17 protein-coding genes are annotated in these 21583 nt (G+C 58.3%); 5 read left to right on the top strand and 12 right to left on the bottom strand.

Translation table 11 applies throughout. The features are described 5' to 3' along the window. Positions 1 to 425: 425 nt before the first annotated feature. From ACNJYB_RS05525 to ACNJYB_RS05495, 7 genes are all read right to left on the bottom strand, one after another. A protein-coding gene (locus ACNJYB_RS05525; protein ID WP_271580986.1) for an IS3 family transposase occupies positions 426 to 1639 on the bottom strand; the annotation gives its coding sequence in 2 pieces (ribosomal slippage) (positions 426 to 1363 and positions 1363 to 1639; 1215 coding nt in all). Positions 1640 to 2148: 509 nt separating this feature from the next. Then, positions 2149 to 3213: an IS630 family transposase gene (locus ACNJYB_RS05520; RefSeq protein WP_439373073.1), complete on the bottom strand. Its 1065-nt coding sequence runs from the start codon at positions 3211 to 3213 to the stop codon at positions 2149 to 2151. Positions 3214 to 3255: 42 nt separating this feature from the next. Beyond that, positions 3256 to 4407 carry a hypothetical protein gene (locus tag ACNJYB_RS05515; RefSeq protein ID WP_439373072.1) on the bottom strand — a complete coding sequence of 384 codons (1152 nt, stop codon included), beginning with the start codon at positions 4405 to 4407 and terminating at the stop codon, positions 3256 to 3258. 67 nt (positions 4408 to 4474) lie between these two features. Next, a complete protein-coding gene (locus tag ACNJYB_RS05510) occupies positions 4475 to 5821 on the bottom strand; it encodes an MFS transporter (RefSeq protein WP_439373071.1) in 1347 nt (448 codons plus the stop codon). A gap of 118 nt (positions 5822 to 5939) precedes the next feature. Continuing rightward, positions 5940 to 6725, bottom strand: a complete 786-nt coding sequence (locus ACNJYB_RS05505) for an enoyl-CoA hydratase-related protein (RefSeq protein ID WP_439373070.1) — start codon at positions 6723 to 6725, stop codon at positions 5940 to 5942. 50 nt (positions 6726 to 6775) lie between these two features. Beyond that, a complete protein-coding gene (locus ACNJYB_RS05500) occupies positions 6776 to 7540 on the bottom strand; it encodes an enoyl-CoA hydratase/isomerase family protein (RefSeq protein ID WP_439373069.1) in 765 nt (254 codons plus the stop codon). Between the two features lie 13 nt (positions 7541 to 7553). Beyond that, positions 7554 to 9149 carry an acyl CoA:acetate/3-ketoacid CoA transferase gene (locus ACNJYB_RS05495; RefSeq protein WP_439373068.1) on the bottom strand — a complete coding sequence of 532 codons (1596 nt, stop codon included), beginning with the start codon at positions 9147 to 9149 and terminating at the stop codon, positions 7554 to 7556. A 308-nt stretch (positions 9150 to 9457) separates the two neighbouring features. Between ACNJYB_RS05495 and ACNJYB_RS05490 the strand changes: the two genes are divergently transcribed. The 4 genes from ACNJYB_RS05490 (at position 9458) to ACNJYB_RS05475 (ending at position 14466) form a co-directional block, all read left to right on the top strand. After that, positions 9458 to 10507, top strand: a complete 1050-nt coding sequence (locus tag ACNJYB_RS05490; RefSeq protein ID WP_439373067.1) for a LacI family DNA-binding transcriptional regulator — start codon at positions 9458 to 9460, stop codon at positions 10505 to 10507. Positions 10508 to 10856: 349 nt separating this feature from the next. Further along, positions 10857 to 11786: a dihydrodipicolinate synthase family protein gene (locus ACNJYB_RS05485; protein ID WP_439373066.1), complete on the top strand. Its 930-nt coding sequence runs from the start codon at positions 10857 to 10859 to the stop codon at positions 11784 to 11786. A gap of 96 nt (positions 11787 to 11882) precedes the next feature. Further along, the gene (locus ACNJYB_RS05480; RefSeq protein WP_439373065.1) at positions 11883 to 13358 is read left to right on the top strand and encodes an aldehyde dehydrogenase family protein; all 1476 of its coding nucleotides are present in this window, start codon (positions 11883 to 11885) and stop codon (positions 13356 to 13358) included. Positions 13359 to 13416: 58 nt separating this feature from the next. Continuing rightward, positions 13417 to 14466 (top strand): LacI family DNA-binding transcriptional regulator, encoded by a 1050-nt coding sequence (locus ACNJYB_RS05475; RefSeq protein WP_439373064.1) that lies wholly within the window; start codon positions 13417 to 13419, stop codon positions 14464 to 14466. A gap of 389 nt (positions 14467 to 14855) precedes the next feature. Here the strand turns inward: ACNJYB_RS05475 and ACNJYB_RS05470 are convergent, their stop codons facing one another. The 5 genes from ACNJYB_RS05470 to ACNJYB_RS05450 all read right to left on the bottom strand — a co-directional run bounded on the left by ACNJYB_RS05470 (position 14856) and on the right by ACNJYB_RS05450 (position 20850). Beyond that, positions 14856 to 15515, bottom strand: coding sequence for a hypothetical protein (locus tag ACNJYB_RS05470; RefSeq protein WP_439373063.1), 660 nt, complete (start codon positions 15513 to 15515; stop codon positions 14856 to 14858). Then, positions 15512 to 16129 carry a c-type cytochrome gene (locus ACNJYB_RS05465; RefSeq protein ID WP_439373062.1) on the bottom strand — a complete coding sequence of 206 codons (618 nt, stop codon included), beginning with the start codon at positions 16127 to 16129 and terminating at the stop codon, positions 15512 to 15514. The genes ACNJYB_RS05470 and ACNJYB_RS05465 overlap by 4 nt, the downstream gene beginning before the upstream one ends. Before the next feature lie 68 nt (positions 16130 to 16197). Then, the gene (locus ACNJYB_RS05460; protein ID WP_439373061.1) at positions 16198 to 17916 is read right to left on the bottom strand and encodes a PQQ-dependent dehydrogenase, methanol/ethanol family; all 1719 of its coding nucleotides are present in this window, start codon (positions 17914 to 17916) and stop codon (positions 16198 to 16200) included. A gap of 157 nt (positions 17917 to 18073) precedes the next feature. Beyond that, positions 18074 to 20395, bottom strand: coding sequence for a molybdopterin cofactor-binding domain-containing protein (locus tag ACNJYB_RS05455; RefSeq protein ID WP_439373060.1), 2322 nt, complete (start codon positions 20393 to 20395; stop codon positions 18074 to 18076). A gap of 2 nt (positions 20396 to 20397) precedes the next feature. Continuing rightward, complete coding sequence (locus tag ACNJYB_RS05450) at positions 20398 to 20850, bottom strand: (2Fe-2S)-binding protein (RefSeq protein WP_439373059.1); 453 nt, start codon at positions 20848 to 20850, stop codon at positions 20398 to 20400. A gap of 523 nt (positions 20851 to 21373) precedes the next feature. Between ACNJYB_RS05450 and pqqA the strand changes: the two genes are divergently transcribed. After that, entirely contained in the window at positions 21374 to 21454 is an 81-nt protein-coding gene (pqqA, locus tag ACNJYB_RS05445) for a pyrroloquinoline quinone precursor peptide PqqA (protein ID WP_439375467.1), read from the top strand. Positions 21455 to 21583 lie beyond the last annotated feature (129 nt).

Raw genomic sequence — 21583 nt, 5'->3', positions numbered from 1 at the left:
GGCGCTCGAATTACGCGCTTTCGCGTCGTCTTTCGACGGATTTCGTCAGTAGGTGGGGCTGGCTGCCTCTAAGCCAGCGACATTGAGCGCCGCCAAGCTGATCCGGAAGTTCGCCGAAACAACACTAATATGGATGGCTAACTTGTGCAGCGAAATGAGGCTATTAATGACTGCAAAACTATGAGGTTCCGCGGAGACTTTGATTGAGAAAGACGAGCGTTACGCACGCACCGGCCCGATTTCACGTTGAGCGGCAGTCTACTCACAGTCCATTGAACCCGAGGAGATCGAGGTACTAATGCGCGAATTGCAAATGCAATGTTTAGTTGCTACAAACGGGTTCTTTCAATCTGAAATGGACCCGCGGAGCGGGACCGCTTGAACCGGTTTGTTAGTTGGAAACTGACCGCTCCTGATCCTTTCTATCACGCTGCCAGAGACTCTGTCTGCTGCTGTTGCTGTGGGCATGTGGTCAACGCGTCAGCGTTGTCCACCATGTCCACAGCCTTCGCGGCCTGCATCCGTTCGCGCCAGACCGCCATCGGCGTGCGATAGCCGAGGGACTGATGAAGGCGACGATCATTGTAGAAGGCGATCCAGCTCGCGATCCCTGCCTTGGCCTCGCGGCCGTCGGCATAGCCCTTGAGATAGATGTCCTCATGCTTGAGAGACCGCCACAGCCGCTCGATGAAGACGTTGTCCATCCAACGACCGCGGCCATCCATGGAGATCTTGATCTTTGCGGCCGCCAGCGCGCCGGTGAAGGCCACGCTGGTGAACTGGCTGCCCTGGTCGGTGTTGAAAATCTCCGGCGTGCCGTACTTCGCCAGCGCCTCTTCCAGAGCCGCCACGCAGAACGAGACGTCCATCGTGTTCGATAACCGCCACGCCAGAACCGCACGGCTCGCCCAGTCGATGATGGCGACGAGATAAAGAAAGCCGCGGCCGATGGGCAGATACGTGATGTCGGCCGCCCACACCTGGTTTGGCCGGTCGATCGTCATGTTGCGCAGCAGATAGGGATAGATCTTGTGGCCCGGTGCCGGCTTTGTCGTGTTCGGCCTTGGTCCCAGCGCCGCGATGCCCATCTTGCGCATCAACCGCTGCACACGCTTGCGATTGACCTGAAGCCCCTCAGCCTTCAGCATCGCGGTCATTCGCCGCGAGCCCAGGAACGGCCAGGCGGTGAATAGCTCGTCGAGGCGCCGCATCAGGGCGAGGTCGTTGTCGTTGGCCGGCCGTGGCGGCCGGTAGACCCCAGAGCGGGCGATACCAAGCAACATGCATTGCCGGCGAATCGACAGCGCCATGTCGGCGCGATCGAGCATTCCTCGACGGTCCGGCGTGCTCATCTTCCGGACCTCCGCGCTAAAAAATCGCGCTCGACTGTCAGTTGTCCAATCTTGGCGTGCAGCTTCTCGATCTCTCGTTCGCGAGCGTCCTCGCTCTCCCGCCCGACACCCGCGTCAAAGGCCCGGGCCGCCTGGTCCAGTAGCTGCTTCTTCCAGGCATAGATCTGGTTCGGGTGAACCTCATAGCGCTGGGCCAGATCGGCCACCGTCGTCTGCTCCCGCACGGCTTCCAGCGCGATCTTTGCCTTCAGTGCCGCGTCGATCTTGCGTCTCGTCTTCGTTGTCATCATGCGCTCCGTCTATCAAACGGAGCAGCCCCTTCCAACTAAGCACGTGGTCCCACAATCGGGGTCCATTTCAATCCGACTTGAATTGGGGAAATTAAATGAAGGTGCCCGCCTATCATACTGACTCGCCGGAATATCCTCCTGCCCATCGAAACGTCTATCATGACCACGATAATTGCCCCGCGGGCAAGCATATCAAGCAATGGCATAGACAGTTGGGGACCGCAGGAAGACCACGGTGCGATGACTGCAAGAAGCTCGGTTAGACAATTATCCGACCTGCTTTCCTTTGCGTAGTTTCACCAGCGTTAGCCTTTCGGCGCCCAAGATGTGTGGTCGCTTGTGCGCCAAAGGCCATCGACCAACGTTTGGCCTTCCCTCAAAGACATTCCTAATCCAGACGCTCAGCATCATCATCGTACGCTTTGGTCTCATGTAATTTTTGGCCAGATTTACGAACCTGGATGCCCGCGCGCCTTTTTGTCTGTCAGTCGTGCTAGTACCCGGAATCATAGCTGAGTGATACGTCTGCCTTTGAAGGGACGCTGGCGTACCTTTTTCTTTGTCCAGACGAAGGGCTCAGCTTTGTCGTTGTATGCGTTGACGTAGGCATCGATGTGCTGCTCGAGCTGTTTGAGGCTTGTGAATGAGGCGCCGCTCAACGACTGCCCTTGCAAGATCGAAAACCACACCTCGACCTGATTGAGCCAGGACGCGCTCGTGGGCGTGAAATGAAATTTCACATTGGGATGCGCCTTGAGCCATTCCTCGTTCTTCTTGTGGGTGCTGAGATTGTCGAGAATGACGTGAAGCTGGCGGTTCGGAAATACTGCGGTCACGCGATCCATGAAGTCGAGAAACTCGACCCGGCGGCGTCGTTTCGAATGCGTCGCAAGGATCTTCCCGGTGGCGACTTCCAGCGCTGCAAATAGCGTGGTCGTGCCGTGCCGCTTGTAGTCGTGGCTTTGCCCGGTCAGGGATCTGCCGTTCGGCAGTTTCAGATAGCCCTGCGCTCGTTCCAAGGCCTGGATCGAGGGCTTTTCGTCCACGCATAGGACGATAGCCTTTTTTGGCGGGGCCACATAGAGGCCGACTACGTCGGCGGCCTTGGCCGTAAACTGCGGGTCGTGGCTCTCGCACCATGACTTGCGGGCCGCGCGATCGATCTTGCTATTGCGCAGGAATCGCCAGACATATTGTATGTCGACATCGCCAAGTTCCCCAGCCAGCAGGGGCCCTGTCCAGCGCGCGTACCCGGCGGGAGGCGACTTATCGAGCAACTTTAAAATCCGTTTGTCGGTAGCCTTCGTATAGATCGGCTGCTTGCCCGGCAGGGGCTTGCTTTGCAGACCTTCAAGACCATGATCCGCATAGCGATGGCGCCAAAGGCTGACAATCCGCGGCTGGACCCCAACCTCCTTGGCGATCGATCGGGTACTGCGACCGGCCGCAGCCAAAAGAACGATCCGCGCCCGCTTCAAATCGCGCTGCAACGTCAGCGGTGAGCGGCAACGTTCCTCAAGCACCTTGCGATCTTTCTTCGAAAGGTGGACTTCTCTTGCTTCGGGTATCATCCCGATGTTGAATCATGACTCACTTCCCAGGGAAAGTGGGTACTAGATCCGACCTGCAGTCACGAGGCCGGTGAGGATCACAAGCGACTCAAACAAGAAGTAGCTACCAAATATCAGTTCTGCGTCCGGGGCCGTGTCGATATCGCGCGCCTCGGCTTTTCGGGTGAAGCATCCCCCGGTGAGCATTCCGACCGGGCGCTGATCGGCAGTGCCGATGGGCGTCAGGTATGCCGAGATCAGCTGTGTCACCGTCCGTTCTGCGAAGTCTCGGTACTTGGCGCCATCGATGGGACCGAGTGCAGACGCAAGTCGCAAGGATGCTGCCGCGGCGATCGCAGTGGCCGCGGTATCCCTGCTTGTACTCGGAATTGCCGGGTCATCAAAGTCCCAGTATGCAACCAGGTCCGCTGGAACGTGGGCGATCCACCAGTCCAGCACGCGCACGGCATATTCGCGCCACAAAGGCTCCTTGGGACGAACCATGGCCGCATGAGCGGTATAGAGCATCGCCCACGCCTGCGCTCGACCCCAGGTGCTAACATCGCTGTATCCCTTATGCGTATGCGTTCTCAACACCTTCCCGGTCTGCGGGTTGAGCGTTGACGATTGGATCACCGAATGATCGGGGCGCACATGGATCTCCAATACGCTCCGCATGTGGGCGTTGGCGACGTCCTCCATGTGCGAGTCACCCAGCTGGCCCGCGGCCCAGTAAAGCAGGCCAGTGGCCTGGAGGGAATCGATGCTGCTTTCAGCTGTCCCGACGGCGCTGGCCTCCTCAGCATCCTGGCCTAGCGGGATCAGGCCCAGTTTCGGGTCGAACATCTGCGCCAAAGACCTAGCTGCCGTGAGCGCCGCATCACGTGCCGTTTCATCTCCGAAGAGGATACTTCCAAGCGCCGCACCGTGGTAGAAGCCAAAACCCTTGAACGCCGTCCGCCGCTCAGCGCGGGGCAGCATGCGAGCCAGCGCGGCATGCGCGTCAGAGATCGGGAAATGCTGCGGTTCCGCCAGATGGGCTAGCCAGAGTTCGCCGACGAAGGCTCCGCCGGTCCAATCACCATCGGACGTAAACGTCCATTTTCCATCCTCAGTGCCGGCCCAATGCGGCAGGCCAGCTGTGGAAGCATCCCGCGTTTGCGCAATGCGGGTCAGCATGCTCTCGCGGGCCGACAAGAAGTCGTTTCTGGACATGTTTCCTCCTAAGAAGGTCTCTCGGGCTCTACGCGAAGCCCGAATTGTGTGACGACAAGGCTTTACGTCACTCGCCGATGTAGACGTGACCGCGCTTCTTCGCGACGTGATAAACGACCACGCTCAGCACCGCGATCACCGATCCATAAACGGGAAACATCCAGGCCATCTGCGCATGCTGCAACCACACCAGCAGGTAGGGTGACGTCCCGCCGAACAGTGATACCCCGAGCGCATACCCGACAGCGATACCCGTCGTACGTACCGACCGTGGCATCAGCGTAGTTGCGATGAAGTTGTAGAGGGCCATGTTGAAGCCGACGATCGCGCCTCCGAACACCATCACGAAGAAGAACGTGGAAATGCTCTTCTCGGAATAAACCAACGTAAGGAAGAAGCACGCGACGAGCAGCAGCCGGAGTAACGTGAATGCGCGCGAGGGCCTGACCTTGTCTGCGAAGGCGCCCACGAAGGGCGCTGTGACGATCCAGATCACGCCCATGAGAGTCGTAATCCCGTACACCCAGGTGCTGTTCTCCTTGAACACGCCGTTGGCTAGGTTGGGCAAACCGGCATTCCATGCGTAGTTCGCAATCTGCACCGCTCCGACGACCAGGATGACGGCGAGCAGCGAAAGCCGTACGCTCCAGAGCGTCTTCCACACGTCGCCTGTGGTCTCCTGAGTGCGCGACAGTTCGTCGCGATGCATGGCGTGCTTGATTAAGGTCTCTGGCAGTTTGCTACGCAAATAGATGATGAGCAGGCCGAGTACCCCGCCGACTGCAAAGGGCAGCCGCCAGGCCCATTCGTGCATTGTCTCGGGAGCCACGGAGGCACTCACGAAAAAGGCGACCAAACTGGATGCGAAGACACCGAGCTGGATAAATGTGCCACTGATCAGACCAAGGTAGCGCCCCTCCTCGCGCGGCGGTGCAAGTTCGATCGCAATGGCGTTGGCGACACCCGCTTCAGCGCCGGTGGCGAGCCCTTGGATGAGCCGGATGAGCAGCAATATCACCGCCGCCGCGACGCCAAGCTCCTTGTAGCCCGGCAACACGGAAATCAGCAGCGAGCACAGTGCCATCGCGGTGACGGAGATCATCATCACGCGCTTGTGGCTGATGCGATCGGCAATAGGACCGAGTATCGCGGCTCCTACCGGTCGCGCGAAGAAACCCGCGCCGTACACGGCAAGTGCAGCGAGCAGTGACGTCGTCGGATCACTAGAGGGAAAGAAGAGCGGCGACAGAAAAGAAGCCATCATTCCGTAGACGGTCCAGTCGTACCACTCCAAAGCTACGCCACCGCCCAAAGCTATGGTCATGCTCTTAGTGGCAACTGGTTTTTCATACGGCGTCGCCGGCGCCATGGTTTGCGGCGTGGCTCGAGCGATGGGTTCAATAATCGTGGTCATTCATTCCCTCCGGTTCAATTATATTGAAAACGTTTACATTTCGGCGCGAGCAGCCCGCGTTGAGTGTTGCCGCGCGGACGACCGCTAAGTCATAGGGCGATGTGAGCTCTGCTCCCCGTCAACGTCCGGTGAATACCGGTGGCCGCTTATCCACGAAGGCAGCCATGCCCTCCTTTTGATCATCGGTGGTGAACGCATATCGGATTGCGCGCCGCTCGACTGCCAAGCCGGCCGACAGCGGTGTTTCGTAGGCAGCTTGAATCGATTCCTTGGCTAACCGGGCGGCAATTGGTGCACGATTGGAGATAACGCGCGCTATCGCGAGCGCGCGTGCGAGCAACTCGGACGCCGGCAGCATTTCGGATGCGAGTCCCGCGGCCACTGCCTGTTGCGCGCTGATAGGCTCACCTGTCAGCACCATCTGCATGGCCAGGGATTTGCCAACGGTCCGCGTCAACCGCTGGGTAGCGCCATCCCCAGGCATGATCCCAATCGTGATTTCCGGTTGCGCGAGTACGCTGTCTTCCGCCACTAGCAGGATGTCGGCGAGCATCGCGAGCTCGAGGCCGCCGCCCAGGCACACGCCTCGAACGGCCGCAATGAGCGGCTTGGGGAAGCCGGCGATGATATCCCATGCATCCTGCCGTGTGGGATCGCTCAGCGCCTCGAAGCCGTGCTGCTGCATCTCCTTGATGTCAGCACCAGCGGAAAAGGCGCGTTCATCGCCACTGAGAACGACGCATCGCACGGACTCATTGGAACGAGCCGCACGAAGCGCATCGGCAAGCTGACCCAGAAGGGCCGCACTCAGTGCATTTCTCTGCCTTGGGCGATTGAGCCGCAGCAACAGTACGGCTGGGTCAGGCCGCTCGACGACGATGAGGGACTGGATGACGTGGTTCATATCGTTCCTTGAAAACAACCCGTGTGACGAGCTTTTTGTGTACCCCGAGGCTAGGCGCCGACGGTCTTCTTCGGAAGAAAGCGTTGCATATTCGCCCGCGCCGTCTCGTGGAGGATGTCCTGAGCAAAGTAGCGGTTCGCCAAGTCATCCATCACTTCTGCCCTCGCGGTTACAGAAGTGGAGAAAAATTGTTTCGTGGTCAGCACGGCGTGAGGCGGCATTGCCGCGAGGCCTTTGGCGTAGCGGAGCGCCGCCTCGCGAGCAGTTTCAGTTGGAGGCGACAGAATGTCAGCCAGCCCCAACCTATGAGCCTCCACGCCATCGATCGCGGTCGGGCTCCAGCTTAGGGAGCGAGCCGCAAACGGTCCAACGCGTGCAGCTAAAGTGTCCAGCCCGAAGCCAGGCAACCAACCCAACGACACTTCCGGCAAATGCCAGCGTGCCACTGGAGCCGTTACGACAACGTCGCATGAGGCTGCGAGCATGAGGCCGCCGCCCAGGGCAAACCCATCGACAGCACAAACGACGGGCTTTCTGACAAGAGCAAGAGAGCGCACGAATGCGCCTAGCCGGCGATTCAGGTCAAAGGTGTCGTTGATGTCGCCGGCCGAAAAATCCTTAAGGTCCGCACCGGCTGAGAAACCGGGACCGTTTCCAGCAAGCAATATCAGGTTGACATCTTTATCGTTGGCCGCCCGGCCCACCGATTCAACCAGATCTTTCAGAATGTCTTCACCCAGAGCGTTGCGTCGCTCCGGCCTATTCATCGCCAGGATCTCGACCTTGTCCTCGTATTCTCTTGTAACGAACTTCACGTCAGCGGCTCCCTTACGCCAGTGCGACGCCATCGTGGAAGCGCGCCGCCAACTTCATCGGCTCGTTCCTGAATATCCTTGCATCCATCAGCTTCAGGTCGGGCGACACGGCTACCTCGAATTGAATATTCGGCAGCACGTGTTTTTCGACTGATACACCAGGCGCTACTTCGGTCAGCATCGGGCCATTCGGTGTAAGCTTGAACACGGCACGCTCGGTAATGAATACGACCTCTTGCTGACGCTCCTTTGCAAAAGCGCCACTGAAGGTGATTTGGTGCACCTCTTTCACCCATTTTTTGACCGTTCCCTCATGAGCAATGGCGAGAGAACCGCCGTCCGGAACCGCCTTCAGTCCGGACGCCGTGAGAGTGCCGGAGAACACGACTTTTCGGGCGCCCTGACTGATGTTGATGAAACCGCCAGGTCCTATGATCTTGTCGCCGAAGCGGCTCACATTGACGTTGCCATGCCGGTCGACTTCCGCCGAAGACAGAAACGCGATGTCGAGCCCGCCCCCATCGTAAAAATCGAACTGATCCGGTTGCGGCGCGATCATGTCGTAGTTCGTACCGGCGCCGGCATCCTGTCCGGGCGCAGGAATGCCGCCAATGACCCCCTGCTCGGCCGTCAGCGTGACTGAGCGATATATTCCTTCTTCCGCGGCCACGACGGCAATTCCGTTCGAGATTCCATAGCCGATGTTGACGGTAGCTCCGGGCGTCAACTCAAGCGCCGCGCGACGCGCGATTACCTTTCTCACATCGAACGGCAGCGACCCGATTTTCCCGTCCGGTACACGCATTTTTCCGGCATAGGCCGGGCTGTACTCCGTTGCATAGGTCTGTCGCTGACTGGGATCGACGACGAGGTAATCGACGAGAACTCCAGGTATTCTGACTTCTCGTTGGTTTAGCGTATTGGATGCAGCTACGCGCTTGACCTGGACAATGACTATTCCACCCGAGCGGCGCGCGGCAGCCGCGATCGACATGCTTTCGCCGACATATGCCTCGTCCTCGAGCGAGATATTTCCCTTCTCGTCCGCAATGCTGCCTCTCAGGATCGCGACCTGAATTGGGAAGGTCTTATAGAGCAGGTGCTCTTCTCCTTCGATATCGACGACAGCAACCATATTCTCTTTGCTGCACTCGCTCTGCCTACAGCCGCCGATGCGGGGGTCGGCGAAGGTCCGGAGCCCAACTTTCGTGATCACGCCCGGTCGCCCCGCTGCATTCTCGCGAGCGAGCTGCGCCAAGACCCCCTGGGGGAGGGTGTACGCTTCGATTTCGTTGGCTAGCGCCCGCCGTCCAAGTGCAGGGCAATTGTTCAAACCGCTCGCCACAACTCGACGCACTAGGCCTGGAGCTGCCAACTTGTTGAATCCAGTCGTGGCCCAATCGCCAATGGCCACAGTGCCAACCAGCATCAAATTCTTTGGAGATCCCTCCTCGGAATGGACATCGCGCAGCGCGTCAATGACGAGTTCGGGGATTGCAACGCCGGCCGAACCACCGAAGTAGACGCAATCACCATCGGAAATCAGCGATACGGCTTGCTTAGCCGTAATAATCGGTACCGCGCCCGTTCGTTTGCTCTTCGCTTGCATGCCTTCTCCACTGCCCGGCGGGCTCATGACTTCTGACCACCAAGCCTTGCCTCGCAACCAACCGCCGTTGTCGCTTGCGAGTGCACCTGCCTTGAGAGGTGACCAATTCATGAAAAGGTTTACATCTTCAATCTCAGTATGCAAGCGCAAAAATTACAAACGGCGACAATTGGCGAAATGCGGCCTATTTACAGGCTATTTTGGCTTGATTTATCAGTTCCATAAGCCGAGACAATATGGTAACGTTTTCACATAAACCAGTTCAGCGCGCAGCCTCCCAGGCCGGCGGGCGAGGAAGAAATAGGCTCATGGCGTTAGAAAAAACGGCCCGTGCGGACCAAAGGCAATCACCGACTGTTTTCGAAATAGCCAAACGCGCGGGGTGTTCTATTGCCACAGTTTCGCGTGTGTTGAATCGACCGGAGACCGTCGCGATCGATTTGAGAGAACGCATTCTGCGGATCGTTGATGAACTCGGCTACGTTCCGAATGGATCGGCGCGCGCGCTACGATCCTCGCGTTCCCGGCTGATTGGCTTGATCGTTCCGACGTTAGACGCCGCGATCTTCACTCGAATGCTGGAAGGACTGGAGAGCCGACTCGCGCCCGCGGGCGCGTCGCTGATCTACTCTGCAACAGGGTACGATCTAGATCGAGAGATTCGCGAAGTGCGCAATCTCATTGAGAAAGGGGTCGACGGCATTGTTCTCGTCGGCACCAGCCATCGAAAGGAAACTCTCAAGCTACTGCGCGAACGCAAGGTGAGATTTGCTGTAACCTACGCACTCTCGGATGATCATTCGATTCCTAGCATGGGCTTTGACAATCGCAGTGGCGGGGCTTTGGCAGCAAACTACCTTGCAGACCTCGGCCACAAGAATCTCGCAGTCATTGCTGGGATAACGCGGGAGAACGAACGTGCATCTGGGCGCCTTGAGGGTTTCCTGGCTGCGGCTGAACGTCGTGGAATTGACCGGTCCCGCATCGCCGTTGTGGAATCGCCTTATGAGTTCAGCCGCGGCCGAGCCGCGGTCAAACTCATTCTCAATCAAAATAAGAATGTGACAGCGATATTTTGCGGAAGCGACGTGCTTGCTGTCGGAGCTTTGCGCGGCTGCAAGGATGCTGGATTAAGCGTCCCCCAAGACATATCGATGATTGGTTTCGATAATCTCGACATCGCCGAATATCTCACTCCTGGTCTGACGACGATTGACGTCCCGGCTCGATTGATGGGCGAACAGGCAGCTAACTACTTTTTGGCAGATCAAAATTCGCTGGATATCCACTCCAGGGTGGAGCTCGAAACGCGGTTGATCGTTCGAGAATCAACTGCTCCCGCGAGAGTTCGGCAATGACAGAAAGCGCATCCGCATGTTGTTGCCTGGCTAATCTTCTCCTCGCCAGTCGGAATGTACGTGCCACTGAACTCACACGTCTAACGACACTCGTTAGCGGCGCTTAGCAGACTCGCTATCAATGTTCGTGACCACCTCAGGCAAATTCTAGAGTCGCGGTCCAACGGGAGGAGACCGACCGGCACTAGTCCAACTATCAGGCAGATAGTGATGCTTGGCAGGTACGCGGTCGTTAAGACTGAGGCCAGTTCTCACGTGCTGTTCGAGCCAAAGAACATTCGCGATACCAGATCACCCCATACCAGCTGCTCGTCCCTAGGCTCCTCATCCCCCAAAAGAGATCCTGACCATGCAAGTTCAAAAAAACGCGCTCTATAACGGTCTGTTTCCCGTCGCGCCAACGCCATTCACGGAGACTGGAGATCTCGACATCGAGGGGCAACGGCGTGTTTTGGATTGCATGATCGATCAGAACGTCGACGGAATTTGCATCCTGGCCAACTATTCCGAACAGTTCCTGTTGTCAGACGAGGAACGCAAATTGCTAGTTGACCTCTGCCTATCACACGTGGCTGGCCGCAAGCCGGTCATGGTGACATGCAGCCATTTCAGCACGCGTATCGCCGTGGAACGCGCGCACTATGCGGCCGAACGAGGCGCAAGCCTTCTCATGCTGATGCCGCCTTACCACGGATCGGGTCTCAAGGCGGACGAAACGCATATGATCGAGCATTTCGCTCGTGTGGCCGATGCAGCAAGAATCCCAGTCATGGTCCAGGATGCGCCGCTCAGCGGCGTAACGCTCTCGGTACCTTTTCTCGTGCGGCTGGCACAAGAGGTGCCGCTCGCTAACTATTTCAAGATCGAAGTTCCGTTTGCTGCAGCGAAGCTGCGCAACCTGATCGAGGCGGGTGGCGCTGCCGTAGCAGGTCCGTTTGACGGAGAAGAAGCCATTACCATGATGGCAGATCTCGAAGCTGGCGCGACCGGAACGATGTCGAGTGCCCTGTGTCCCGATTTGTTGCGCCCTGTTTTCGATCATCATAAGGCGGGTCGGACCACGGACGCGGCCGCTGCTTATGCAAAAGTGCTGCCGTTGGTCAACTACGAGAACCGTCAATGTGGCCTGCGCGCTGCCAAGAGCGTGATGAGAGAAGGCAACGTCATCCGAAGTGACGCTGTGCGGCATCCCCTGGAGCAAATTCATCCCAAAACGAAAGCCGGGCTGCTTGAGCTTGCGCGCGGGGTCAACCCCTTGGCGCTCCGCTGGGGACGCTGAATAGTTCTGCTCGATGTGACTTATTCGGCGACACGAGGTGCCAGGCCGAGGAGTTTAATGCACTTACAAAATTCCATCCGAGTTTAGAGCTTATCGATGAAAGAGAACTATATTGCTGGCGAGTGGCTTCCCGCCGCCGAAGTCGCCTCAAATATCAACCCGTCTAACACCAACGACGTTGTGGGCGAGTATGCCTGCGCCTCGGCCATCGAGACTGAGCGCGCGATTGCCGCCGCTTTTGACGCTTTTCCAGCTTGGTCGCGCTCCACCATTCAGGCCCGGCATGACATCCTCAAGGCGATTGGCGACGAGATCCAAGGTCGCAAGGACGAACTCGGCGGCCTGCTCTCCCGCGAGGAGGGAAAGACCCTGCTGGAAGGCATCGGCGAGGTCGCGCGGGCTGGGCAAATCTTTCAATTTTTTGCCGGCGAGTGCCTCCGGATGGCAGGCGAGAAGCTGCCATCGGTGCGGCCGTACGTGGATGTCGAGATCACCCGCGAGCCGGTCGGCGTCATCGGGCTCATCACTCCCTGGAACTTTCCGATCGCGATTCCAGCTTGGAAGATCGCGCCAGCGCTCGCCTACGGCAACACCGTTGTGTTCAAGCCGGCCGAGCTCGTGCCGGGTTCGGCTCATGCGCTCGCAGAGATCATCGCCCGCGCCGGAGTGCCGCCAGGTGTCTTCAACCTGGTCATGGGCCGGGGGTCGGTGGTTGGCGAGGCGATGCTGGGCAGTTCGAAGGTTTGCGCCATCTCCTTTACGGGCTCAGTGCCGACGGGGCGCAAGATCGCCCAGACCTGCATCACTTCTGAACCGATGAAGAAGCTTCAACTCGAAATGGGCGGCAAGAACCCTATGGTGGTCCTTGATGATGCCGATCTGAAGCTGGCAGTGGAATGTGCGGTGAACAGCGCCTTCTTCTCCACCGGCCAGCGTTGTACGGCTTCGTCTCGGCTGATTGTGACAGATGGCATCCACGATCGATTCGTGGCCGCGATGCAGGAGCGGATGCAAGGGCTTGTCATTGACGATGCCTTGAAAGCCGGTACGCATGTCGGCCCGGTCGTCGACCAGAGCCAACTCGACCAGGACCTGACGTATATCAGCATAGGCCAGGCAGAAGGCGCCAAGCTTGTTACTGGGGGCGAGCTCCTGATACGCGAGACACCCGGTTTTTATCTCGCGCCCGCGCTGCTCACGGAAGTGAACAACCAGATGCGTGTGGCGCGCGAGGAGATTTTCGGGCCGGTCGCCACTGTGATCCGGACGAAGGACTATGACGAGGCGCTAGAACTCGCCAACGACACGCCGTTCGGCTTGTCATCAGGCATCTGCACCACCAGCCTGAAATACGCTGGCCATTTCAAGCGCAATGCAGAGGCAGGCATGGTGATGGTGAATCTGCCGACAGCGGGCGTGGACTACCACGTGCCATTCGGCGGCCGCAAAGGCTCCAGCTATGGTCCGCGCGAGCAGGGTCGCTACGCGCAGGAGTTCTATACCACGGCGAAGACCGCCTACACTTTCGACGGCGAAGGTCCTTACGTCCACAAGACCAAGTCGAGGGAGTAAGTGAGCCGAAGCCGCAATTTCCGTTCCGTGTTGATCAAAATCACGCCGGAGGCAGCATTTGAGTGGTCCGACGATCAGAGACATTGCGCGTGAGGCGAATGTCGGTACAGCGACCGTCGAGCGGGTTCTCAATGACCGTGGCGGCGTGAGGATCGAGCTAGCCGAAAGAGTCATCAAGGCCGCAAAGAAACTAAAATATGGCGACCGGCAATTGAGGCCCCACCGCGGCATCATTCGGATCGAGGTTCTTCTCGTTCAACCGGACGGTGAAGTCTTCTATGCTGACCTCAATACAGCCTTCCAGCGGATTTCGGCCTCTTTGGACCCAAGCATTTTGGTGCACCGGACGTTCGTTCGCGAAGACGACATCGCCGGTGTCGCCCAACATATTGCGAAGCCCACTCTTCGCCGAGCCGGTCTCATCGTTCTGGCTCCGGACCACCCGGAGATTACGGAGAGCATCCGCAAAGCCCGCATGTCGGGCGTGGAAGTCGTACAGATGCTTACGGGAAGCGCCGGCGATGATGTGCCCTATATCGGCATCGACAACTACGCGGCGGGTAGGACCGCCGCCTATTATATGTCGCGCATGCTGCGGGGAACTAGCGGCACTTTGCTCGCTATGTGCCACAGTGGAGCCTACCGGGCGCATAGGGAGCGCATCCGCGGCTTCTCCGATTATTTAACGCAGCACACGAATGGCGATCACAAATTCTACCTCGTCATTTTCGGACACGACGACAACTTGCTTTCAGCAGAGAGGCTGACGGAAGCGCTGCGCGACGATAACTCTGTTATCGGACTGTACAGTGTCGGCGCCGGAAAAGAGGGCATTGCGGCGGCTTTGAAAGCACATCCTGCCAAGGTATTCTGGATCGGACACGCGCTTACTGACAGCACTGCAAAATGTCTTCGGTCCGGTTTGATGGACATCTGCATCGACGGGGCGCCGGAAACCCAGGCGCGCCGCTCGCTGGATACAATGCTTCGCCGTCTCGGACTAATCGACGTCGACGTGAGCAGCACCCCTGTTCAGTTTCTCACGATCACCGCGCAGAATCTGTCTCGAGCATCATCTGAGGCCGCCCTGTTCGTTGCGCCAGTTTAAACGGATGGGCAGCACCAGGCCGCGATTGACGTTGCTTGCGTCCAGCAACGGCGTTCATACCCAAAACGCAGCATACAAGCCTGCCGTCGTTTTCGCGCATCGATATCGCCGTTGGCTTAGCGTGGAGCATCGGAGTGACGTGTTAGGGGTCGTCGAAGGGTTAGGCTCGCTCGTCGCGGCTAAAAAAGAGCCGCTGCTGGACCTGTCCAACAGCGGCTTAAGTCGAGGGAGGAAGCAGACGAGGCCGGCCTGCCAGCGGATCTTGTGATCGGACGCAATACGCCCCCAGCATGCCTCGCCTATGCTGGCTCATTGCCCATACCGTTCGCGACGCGTCTTTGTCCTATAAGGCACCTGAGACCGGCACAAACCCTGAAAGTTCGCAATGCTCAGTCAGCGGTCTCCGTCGTCTGTTCGATGACGAGGTGCGTCGCATTAACAAAGTCCGAGAGTGGCTGGCCGGCACGGCGATAGACTTCTCGATCCAAAACCAAGCGACGCTGCTCCGAGTGCTTCTCGCAGTGCTCCTTGATTAGCAGACCGCCGACTGGCGTTTCTCCGTCGTGGTGCTCCGCCTCTCGGCACGTCCACCCCGCCTCCCCGTATCTGGCTCTCACTGCGAGCGCCAAAAGATAGGCCTTCTTGCGCCAGAAGGGACGTGCGTTCGGGTCCGTGTCGATCCGAATTTCTTTCAACACGCCGCCGCTGTCGACAAGCCCCCTCAGGAGCACGGGATGGCCGCCTAGCTTCGTACCCTCATACTTGTCATTCACGGCCGCCAGCGGATTGACCTCGTCGTTGAAACGAAACGAAATACCGTGCAACCCAGCTTCATCAACCGGACAGGTCGGAAAGTCGTTCCAGCCCGCCAGGCTGGCTCCCTCCTTATCGGCACAAACAAGGTTGATATACTCTTCCGGTCGGATGTTCGCGACCGACATCCCAAGATTCAGGTCGCGCAAGTCGGTCGCTTGGCGTGCGCCGGCATCACCGCAAGCGACCAAGAGAAGCAACAGCGGCAGCGCCCGGATCAATGATCGATGATTCATCGTTTCTCTTCCGTTCCAGTTGCTTGCGAGTGAATCGAGATGTTCTTGTAGACCTCACAGGCCCTGGAGCCCTCTCCGAAGAAGTCAATGCAGTCTTGGTAGCTCGTCTGCCCCTTGCCTTTGATGTGCTCCAAGACATAATCAACGACTTTCTCGATTTCGTTTTGCCGGAGAAATGTCGCTGAATCCAGAGGCAGGTCCTTGCCGAGATCTTGAGCCGTGACGCCCGAATAGCATCGGTAGTCCTTGTAGGCGTCGCGATCAAAATGCGGCATTCCTGTTCCCGGCCGCCCGCAATGGACGACTTCGACGATCTGATCACGCGTGAGCTGCGTCGCTCGCAAGGAGAGCGCGGCGCCACCATAGCCGCCGCCTCCATCGCCATGCCATTTGTGGCAGCCGACGCAATTTGCCTTTTCGTAGATACGCTGCCCTTCATCACGGGTATGGTGCGCTCCGTTGATGACCTGCCCCTGGACGGGCGTGCCGCCTTCGCCGCGCGCGACGTCTTTTGTCGCGAGAAACGTCAAGCCGGCAGCTGCGAACAAGCCGATTACGCCGATGCGTAGCGCGCAGTCAGCCCGTTTGGTCAGGCGCACAACCTTCAATTCCATTAGTTCCTCTTGGACTATTGTACGAAGTGGGGCGCGCTCAGGTGCGCCCCACTTCGCCACGCAGCGGATCACAATGCGAATACGTAAAGCATGGAGCCCGGTGGGACCTTTTCCAGGCCTTTTGTGGAATCGAGGTTCCACTTGTCCCAGGCGCCGCCCAGTCCGACGAGGACCGCAATATATTGCCTTCCGTCGACGGAGAACGTCATCGGGGGAGCATTAACGCCGCCGCCGGTATTGAATTCCCACACTTTGCTTAGCGTCTTGGCGTCAAGCGCGTAGAGCTCTCCGGATGGATGGCCAGCAAACACCAGCTCCGGCGTTGCAAGAAGCCCGCCCAGCATCGGATATTTGGTCTCATACTTCCCAGTGACCTTACCGGTGGTTACGTCAATGGCTGTGACGCTCCCTGTTATCGCCATCTTCACGACTGGACCGCCGCCGGTGAAGAATTCGCGAGCCTTCCAATCGCCAGGTTTCGTCTCCTTGTTATCCAGCTCGTCACAGCTCTCGATGACGGGGATGTACCAGGTCTTCAGGTCAGGATTGTATGCAGTCGGCGGCCAGTTCTTGCCTCCGTTATGTCCCGGACAAACGGTGACGTGGGTGTTCTTCCGGTTCAGCGTCACCTGCGGATCATAGATCTGCACCGACTTGCTGGGATCATATTCGATGGGCTTCCCGGTCTCGGGGTTGATCCCCCTGGTCCACGTCACCTTCTTCACGAAAGGGGTTGCCCAGAGGAAGGAGCCGTCGGTGCGGTCGAGCGCGTAACCGAAGCCATTGCGATCAGCCTCGAGCACTACCTTGCGCGAACTTCCCTTGAAGGGGAGGTCAACCAGCACTCTCTCCGCAACGCTATCATAATCGAATGGATCATTCGGTGTGTGCTGAAAGTGCCATTTGACCTTGCCGGTGTCCGGATCCAGCGCAAGGGTACTGTCAGTGAAGAGATTGTCACCCTGACGATATTCGGTATCAAAATCCGGACCAGGATTTCCGACACCCCAGTAGATCAGGTGAGCTTGGGGATCGTACGACCCGGTCACCCAGGTAGATCCTCCACCGGTCTTCCAAGACTCGTGATCATCCTTCCAAGTGTCGTTGCCTGGTTCGCCCTTGGCTGGAATCGTATAGGTTCGCCAAACTTCCTTTTGAGACCTCAAGTCGGTGGCAGCGATCCAGCCTCTGATGCCGTACTCGGCACCCGCCGTACCGGTAATAGCCATGTTCTTGACGATCAACGGCGCGCCGGTGATCACTTCGCCCTTGTCGGGATCGGCTACCTTGCGCTCCCAAGCCACTTTGCCGTCGTCCTTATTGGTCGCAACCAACCGGCCGTCGAGGGTATGAGAGAGTACAAAGTTGTCCCATAGCGCGGCGCCACGATTGTTGACGCCGCAACAAGCAATGGCGCCGGCCCAGTCGTGGTCGGTCTTCGGATCCATTTTCCAAACCAGATTCCCATTCCCGCCGTGAAGATCGATTTTGTAGACCGATCCCCATCCGTCGGTGACATACATGAATCCGTTCTCGACAATCGGAGTCCCTTCGAGACCGCCATGACTCCAAATGCCACCTCCCTCGATACCGCCGAGAGCCATCGTCCAGGCAACGTGCAGCCGCTTGATCGTGGTGCGATTAATCTGGTTCAGCGGCGAGTAGCGCTGCGCGGTGTAGTCGCGGTGGTGATGCAGCCAGTTGCTCGTTTCCTGCGTTGCATTGAGAAGCCGCTGTTCCGTCGTTTCATCGGAAGCAGCCGCCGCACTGCCGAGGAGGCCTGCCATCAAGCCAATCCCCACGACCGTGCTGACAGTCTCGCACAATCGAACTCTTGCCCTGCTTACCTTGGACATCCCTTCACTCCTCTAGTGGTCAATTGTTTTTGGCGGTGTAGTCGAGCTCAATCGCCACTCTGGGCAATCGACATTGACGTCTGGACATCTAGACGCGGATTTGATCGCCTGCTGGAAGCGCACGTATGCGTTTGCCCGTCGCGGCAAAGATCGCGTTGCAGAGCGCCGGCAGAAAAGGCGGCACTCCTGGCTCTCCGACACCGCCCGCGGGCACATCGGAACCATTCGGAACGATGTGAACACGCACATTTATCGGTGCATTGTCGATGCGGGCCACCGGATAGGTGTCAAAGTTACTCTGCTCGGCGCGCCCCTTCGCAAACGAAACCTCGCCGATGAAATTGCTGAGCCCCATGACCGCTGCACCCTCAATCTGGGACCGAATTCGCGCGGGGTTGACGGCGAAACCGCAGTCGATCGCCGTCTCGACGCGCGGGATGGTCAGCTTTCCGTAGGCGTCCACGCCAACCTCGACGACAATTGCCACGTATGAGAGGAAGCTGCGGTGTGCTGCAATTCCGAGCCCGCTTCCCTTAGGGAGCGATCTTCCCCAGTTCGCACGTGAAGCGGCCAAGGTCACCACGTTCGCGAGACGGCCAGTATCGATGGGGTAGGTCGAATACGGATCTCCGTAGTTCCAAAGCGGTTCCGTCACCCCAAGCTTCTCAAGCTCAAGCTTGCGTGGAGGGCCGATCATTTCGAGCAGGAAGTCCTTGGGATCCTTTCCCAGGGCTTGCGCGATCTCTGCAATGAAGGATTGTATGGCAAAAGCATGAGGTATGTTGTTGACCGACCGGAACCAGCCGATTCGCGTCAGGGCTGGAGCCTCGCCGGTCTCGAAGCGCACGTTGGGGATGTCTAGAGCGACATCTGCGAGCCCCAACCCGAGTTCAATCGCCTGCTCACGCTTTGGATCAGGCTTGAAATTGGCAAACAAGGTCGGGGCAACCGAACGATGCCGCCATGCGACCACCTTTCCCGATGAGTCAAGGCCAGCGTCCAGCCGCGAATAGGTGACGGTATGATAGAAACCGTGATGAAGGTCGTCTTCTCGCGTCCAGGCGAGTTTGACAGACGCGCCATCGAGTGCCTTGGAGAGCAGCACGGCTTCCTGCGCGAAGTCCGATTGGCACTTTCGGCCGAACCCGCCGCCCAGAAGAGTGACGTTCACCTTTACCTTCTCGATCGGCAGCTCAAGTAGCTTCGCGAATGCTTCGCGCGCACCGAACGGATACTGTAAAGGAGCCCAAACCTCGCATTCGCCATTGCGAATAGTCGCTGTCGCAACCAGCGGCTCCATCGAGGCTTGCGCGAGATGCGGCACGTAGTACTCGGCGGAGATTACCTTCGACGCAGCGGCAACCGCCTTGTCGAAGTCACCCTGATTGCGCTCGATCCGGCCGGGCTTACCCGCAGCCTCAGTCATCTGCTGTCGATACACGGTGGAATCGTAGCCGCCATTCTCACCGTCCTCCCAGTCGAGCTTCAGGGCTTCTCGACCCTTTATGGCCGCCCAGGTGTTCGTGGCGACCACCGCAATGCCTCCAAGAGGCGCGAATGCGGCGGGCGGCGCCCAATTGACCTTGAGCTCCAACACCTTTTCGACGCCTGGAATTTTGAGGGCATCTGTTGCGTCGAAAGACTTTATCCTCCCGCCGACAACGGGTGGACGGGCCATTACGGCACATTTCATGCCGGGCAGCCGGACATCGTACCCGTACTGCGCCTTCCCGACAGTGATGTCGAACAGGTCATAAATTGGGACGTTGCCGTGGCCGATATACCGGAAAGCATTGTCGGGCTTGAACTTCAAGCTCTCTAGTGGTGGGGTCGGCAAGTCCATCGCGGCTTTGGCGAGTTCACCGTAATCGAGCTTGCGCCCTGTCGGCCGATGTATCACCTCGTGATTGGTCGCTTGGACCTCCGATGACGGAACGCCCCACTGAGTCGCCGCCGCCTGCTCCAGCATCTGGCGCATGGCCGCTCCGACTTGTCTCATCGGCTGTAAGAAGTGACGCATGCTGCGAGAGCCGTCGGTATCCTGATTTCCGTATCGCGGCTCGTCCGCCAGCGCTTGGACGATGCGAACCCTCGACCAATCCGCTTCTAATTCGTCAGCAACCACCATCGGAAGTGACGTTCGAATCCCCGTGCCCATCTCCGAGCGGTGGGCGGTAATCGAAACGATACCTGAGGGGTCGATCGAGACGAAAACGTGCGGATCGTTCACGGTTCCGTGCGGCATCTGAGCGCCACCAGTCTCGTAGGCTAAGCCTGGCTCTAGGCTCGAAATCTCAGCAGCAAGAGCAAAGGCTGCCACAGCTGCCGTCGAGCGAAGGAATTGACGGCGGCTAACGTTCTCAAGCCTCACGCACGGACTGGATGAGGTACTCGGCGCATGCATGTTCATCGCTACACCCCCCTCGAGGCCGTGCGCACCGCCGACTGAATCCGTTGGTAGCAGCCGCAGCGGCAAATATTGCCTGACATCGCCTCGCCGATTTGCCGATCGGATGGGTTCTTGGTCTCAGCCAGGAGTGCCGCAGCCTGCATGATTTGCCCTGCCTGGCAATAGCCGCATTGCGGGACGCGCTCCTCGCGCCATGCACGCTGAATGGGATGGTTGCCGTCTTCATCCAATCCTTCGATTGTGGTGACTGGTTTCGCAACGTCACCTACGGCCGTAATGCACGAGCGGACTGCATCGCTGCCAACATGGACCGTGCAGGCGCCGCACTGGGCAATTCCGCATCCGTATTTGGTGCCCGTTAGTCCGATGACATCGCGAAGCACCCATAGCAACGGGGTATCTGGCGGCACATCGACAATGTAGGACTTCTTGTTTATCGTAAGATCAATACTCATCTCCGACGTCCTCCAAATCTTCCGCTTTGCGGCTTGCAAGCCAAGTGATCGACGATTGGGGCAGCGATACACACGAGAGCGCGCACAACTCCCGAGCTCAAAAACGCTCAGTCTCGTTGCTATCGGCAGCAATCAATCGCGTTGAATAGAGAGCGAGGCGCGTCGCTCGGGCATTCATCGGCCCCGCACGTACTTGCGTGCTGTCATCCCCTCCCGTTTACGTCTTCAATCAATTTGCGATCATTCGAAGATCGAAACCACCAAGCTTAGGTGATACCGAAGCCCCTGCTTAGAATCCCTTTTCGTGCTGATCAAAATCCATCAGCGGCTAAGCGGCTTTCATTTGTCGATGATTCAGGGCCCGACGATTTGTAAATGCGAAGATGTCTAACAAGAGAGCGAGTTTGCGGCGCGAAAACAACAGCCTGGTTCTACGGCTTCATTCTTGATTCTTGCGCGATAGGCCATGGAGCCCTAGGTATCGCTCGGCGCGATGTCGCGCTGTTCGCCTTGGGAGGTCGGAATGACTTGGAAAGCTCCGAAGATTGTAGAAGTGCCAGTAGGCATGGAAATCAACATGTACGCCTGCGCTTCGCGCAGTTAAGAACGCGCCTGAAGGCCTGCCGCGGCTTTGGTGGCGATGCCGCTGAAGCCGCAGGCAGCTTTTTTGGTCTACGCAACGCGTCAAGTCTATTCCCACCACTCGCGTCCGATCTGAGGTCCGAAAACGCGT

The organism is Bradyrhizobium sp. SMVTL-02 (assembly GCF_051853005.1).
Classification (GTDB): Bacteria; Pseudomonadota; Alphaproteobacteria; order Rhizobiales; family Xanthobacteraceae; genus Bradyrhizobium.
Note: the sequence above shows the minus strand (reverse complement) of the source record. Positions and strands in the feature narration are given on the sequence as shown.

What these genes read in the sequence shown, in the direction of transcription:
- ACNJYB_RS05515 (WP_439373072.1), bottom strand. Translation starts at nt 4,407, where the DNA reads ATGTCCAGAAACGACTTCTTGTCGGCCCGCGAGAGCATGCTGACCCGC.
- ACNJYB_RS05520 (WP_439373073.1), bottom strand. Translation starts at nt 3,213, where the DNA reads ATGATACCCGAAGCAAGAGAAGTCCACCTTTCGAAGAAAGATCGCAAG.
- ACNJYB_RS05485 (WP_439373066.1), top strand. Translation starts at nt 10,857, where the DNA reads ATGCAAGTTCAAAAAAACGCGCTCTATAACGGTCTGTTTCCCGTCGCG.
- ACNJYB_RS05465 (WP_439373062.1), bottom strand. Translation starts at nt 16,129, where the DNA reads ATGGAATTGAAGGTTGTGCGCCTGACCAAACGGGCTGACTGCGCGCTA.
- ACNJYB_RS05455 (WP_439373060.1), bottom strand. Translation starts at nt 20,395, where the DNA reads ATGAACATGCATGCGCCGAGTACCTCATCCAGTCCGTGCGTGAGGCTT.
- ACNJYB_RS05450 (WP_439373059.1), bottom strand. Translation starts at nt 20,850, where the DNA reads ATGAGTATTGATCTTACGATAAACAAGAAGTCCTACATTGTCGATGTG.
- ACNJYB_RS05495 (WP_439373068.1), bottom strand. Translation starts at nt 9,149, where the DNA reads ATGCAAGCGAAGAGCAAACGAACGGGCGCGGTACCGATTATTACGGCT.
- ACNJYB_RS05490 (WP_439373067.1), top strand. Translation starts at nt 9,458, where the DNA reads ATGGCGTTAGAAAAAACGGCCCGTGCGGACCAAAGGCAATCACCGACT.
- ACNJYB_RS05510 (WP_439373071.1), bottom strand. Translation starts at nt 5,821, where the DNA reads ATGACCACGATTATTGAACCCATCGCTCGAGCCACGCCGCAAACCATG.
- pqqA (WP_439375467.1), top strand. Translation starts at nt 21,374, where the DNA reads ATGACTTGGAAAGCTCCGAAGATTGTAGAAGTGCCAGTAGGCATGGAA.
- ACNJYB_RS05480 (WP_439373065.1), top strand. Translation starts at nt 11,883, where the DNA reads ATGAAAGAGAACTATATTGCTGGCGAGTGGCTTCCCGCCGCCGAAGTC.
- ACNJYB_RS05505 (WP_439373070.1), bottom strand. Translation starts at nt 6,725, where the DNA reads ATGAACCACGTCATCCAGTCCCTCATCGTCGTCGAGCGGCCTGACCCA.
- ACNJYB_RS05470 (WP_439373063.1), bottom strand. Translation starts at nt 15,515, where the DNA reads ATGAATCATCGATCATTGATCCGGGCGCTGCCGCTGTTGCTTCTCTTG.
- ACNJYB_RS05460 (WP_439373061.1), bottom strand. Translation starts at nt 17,916, where the DNA reads ATGGCAGGCCTCCTCGGCAGTGCGGCGGCTGCTTCCGATGAAACGACG.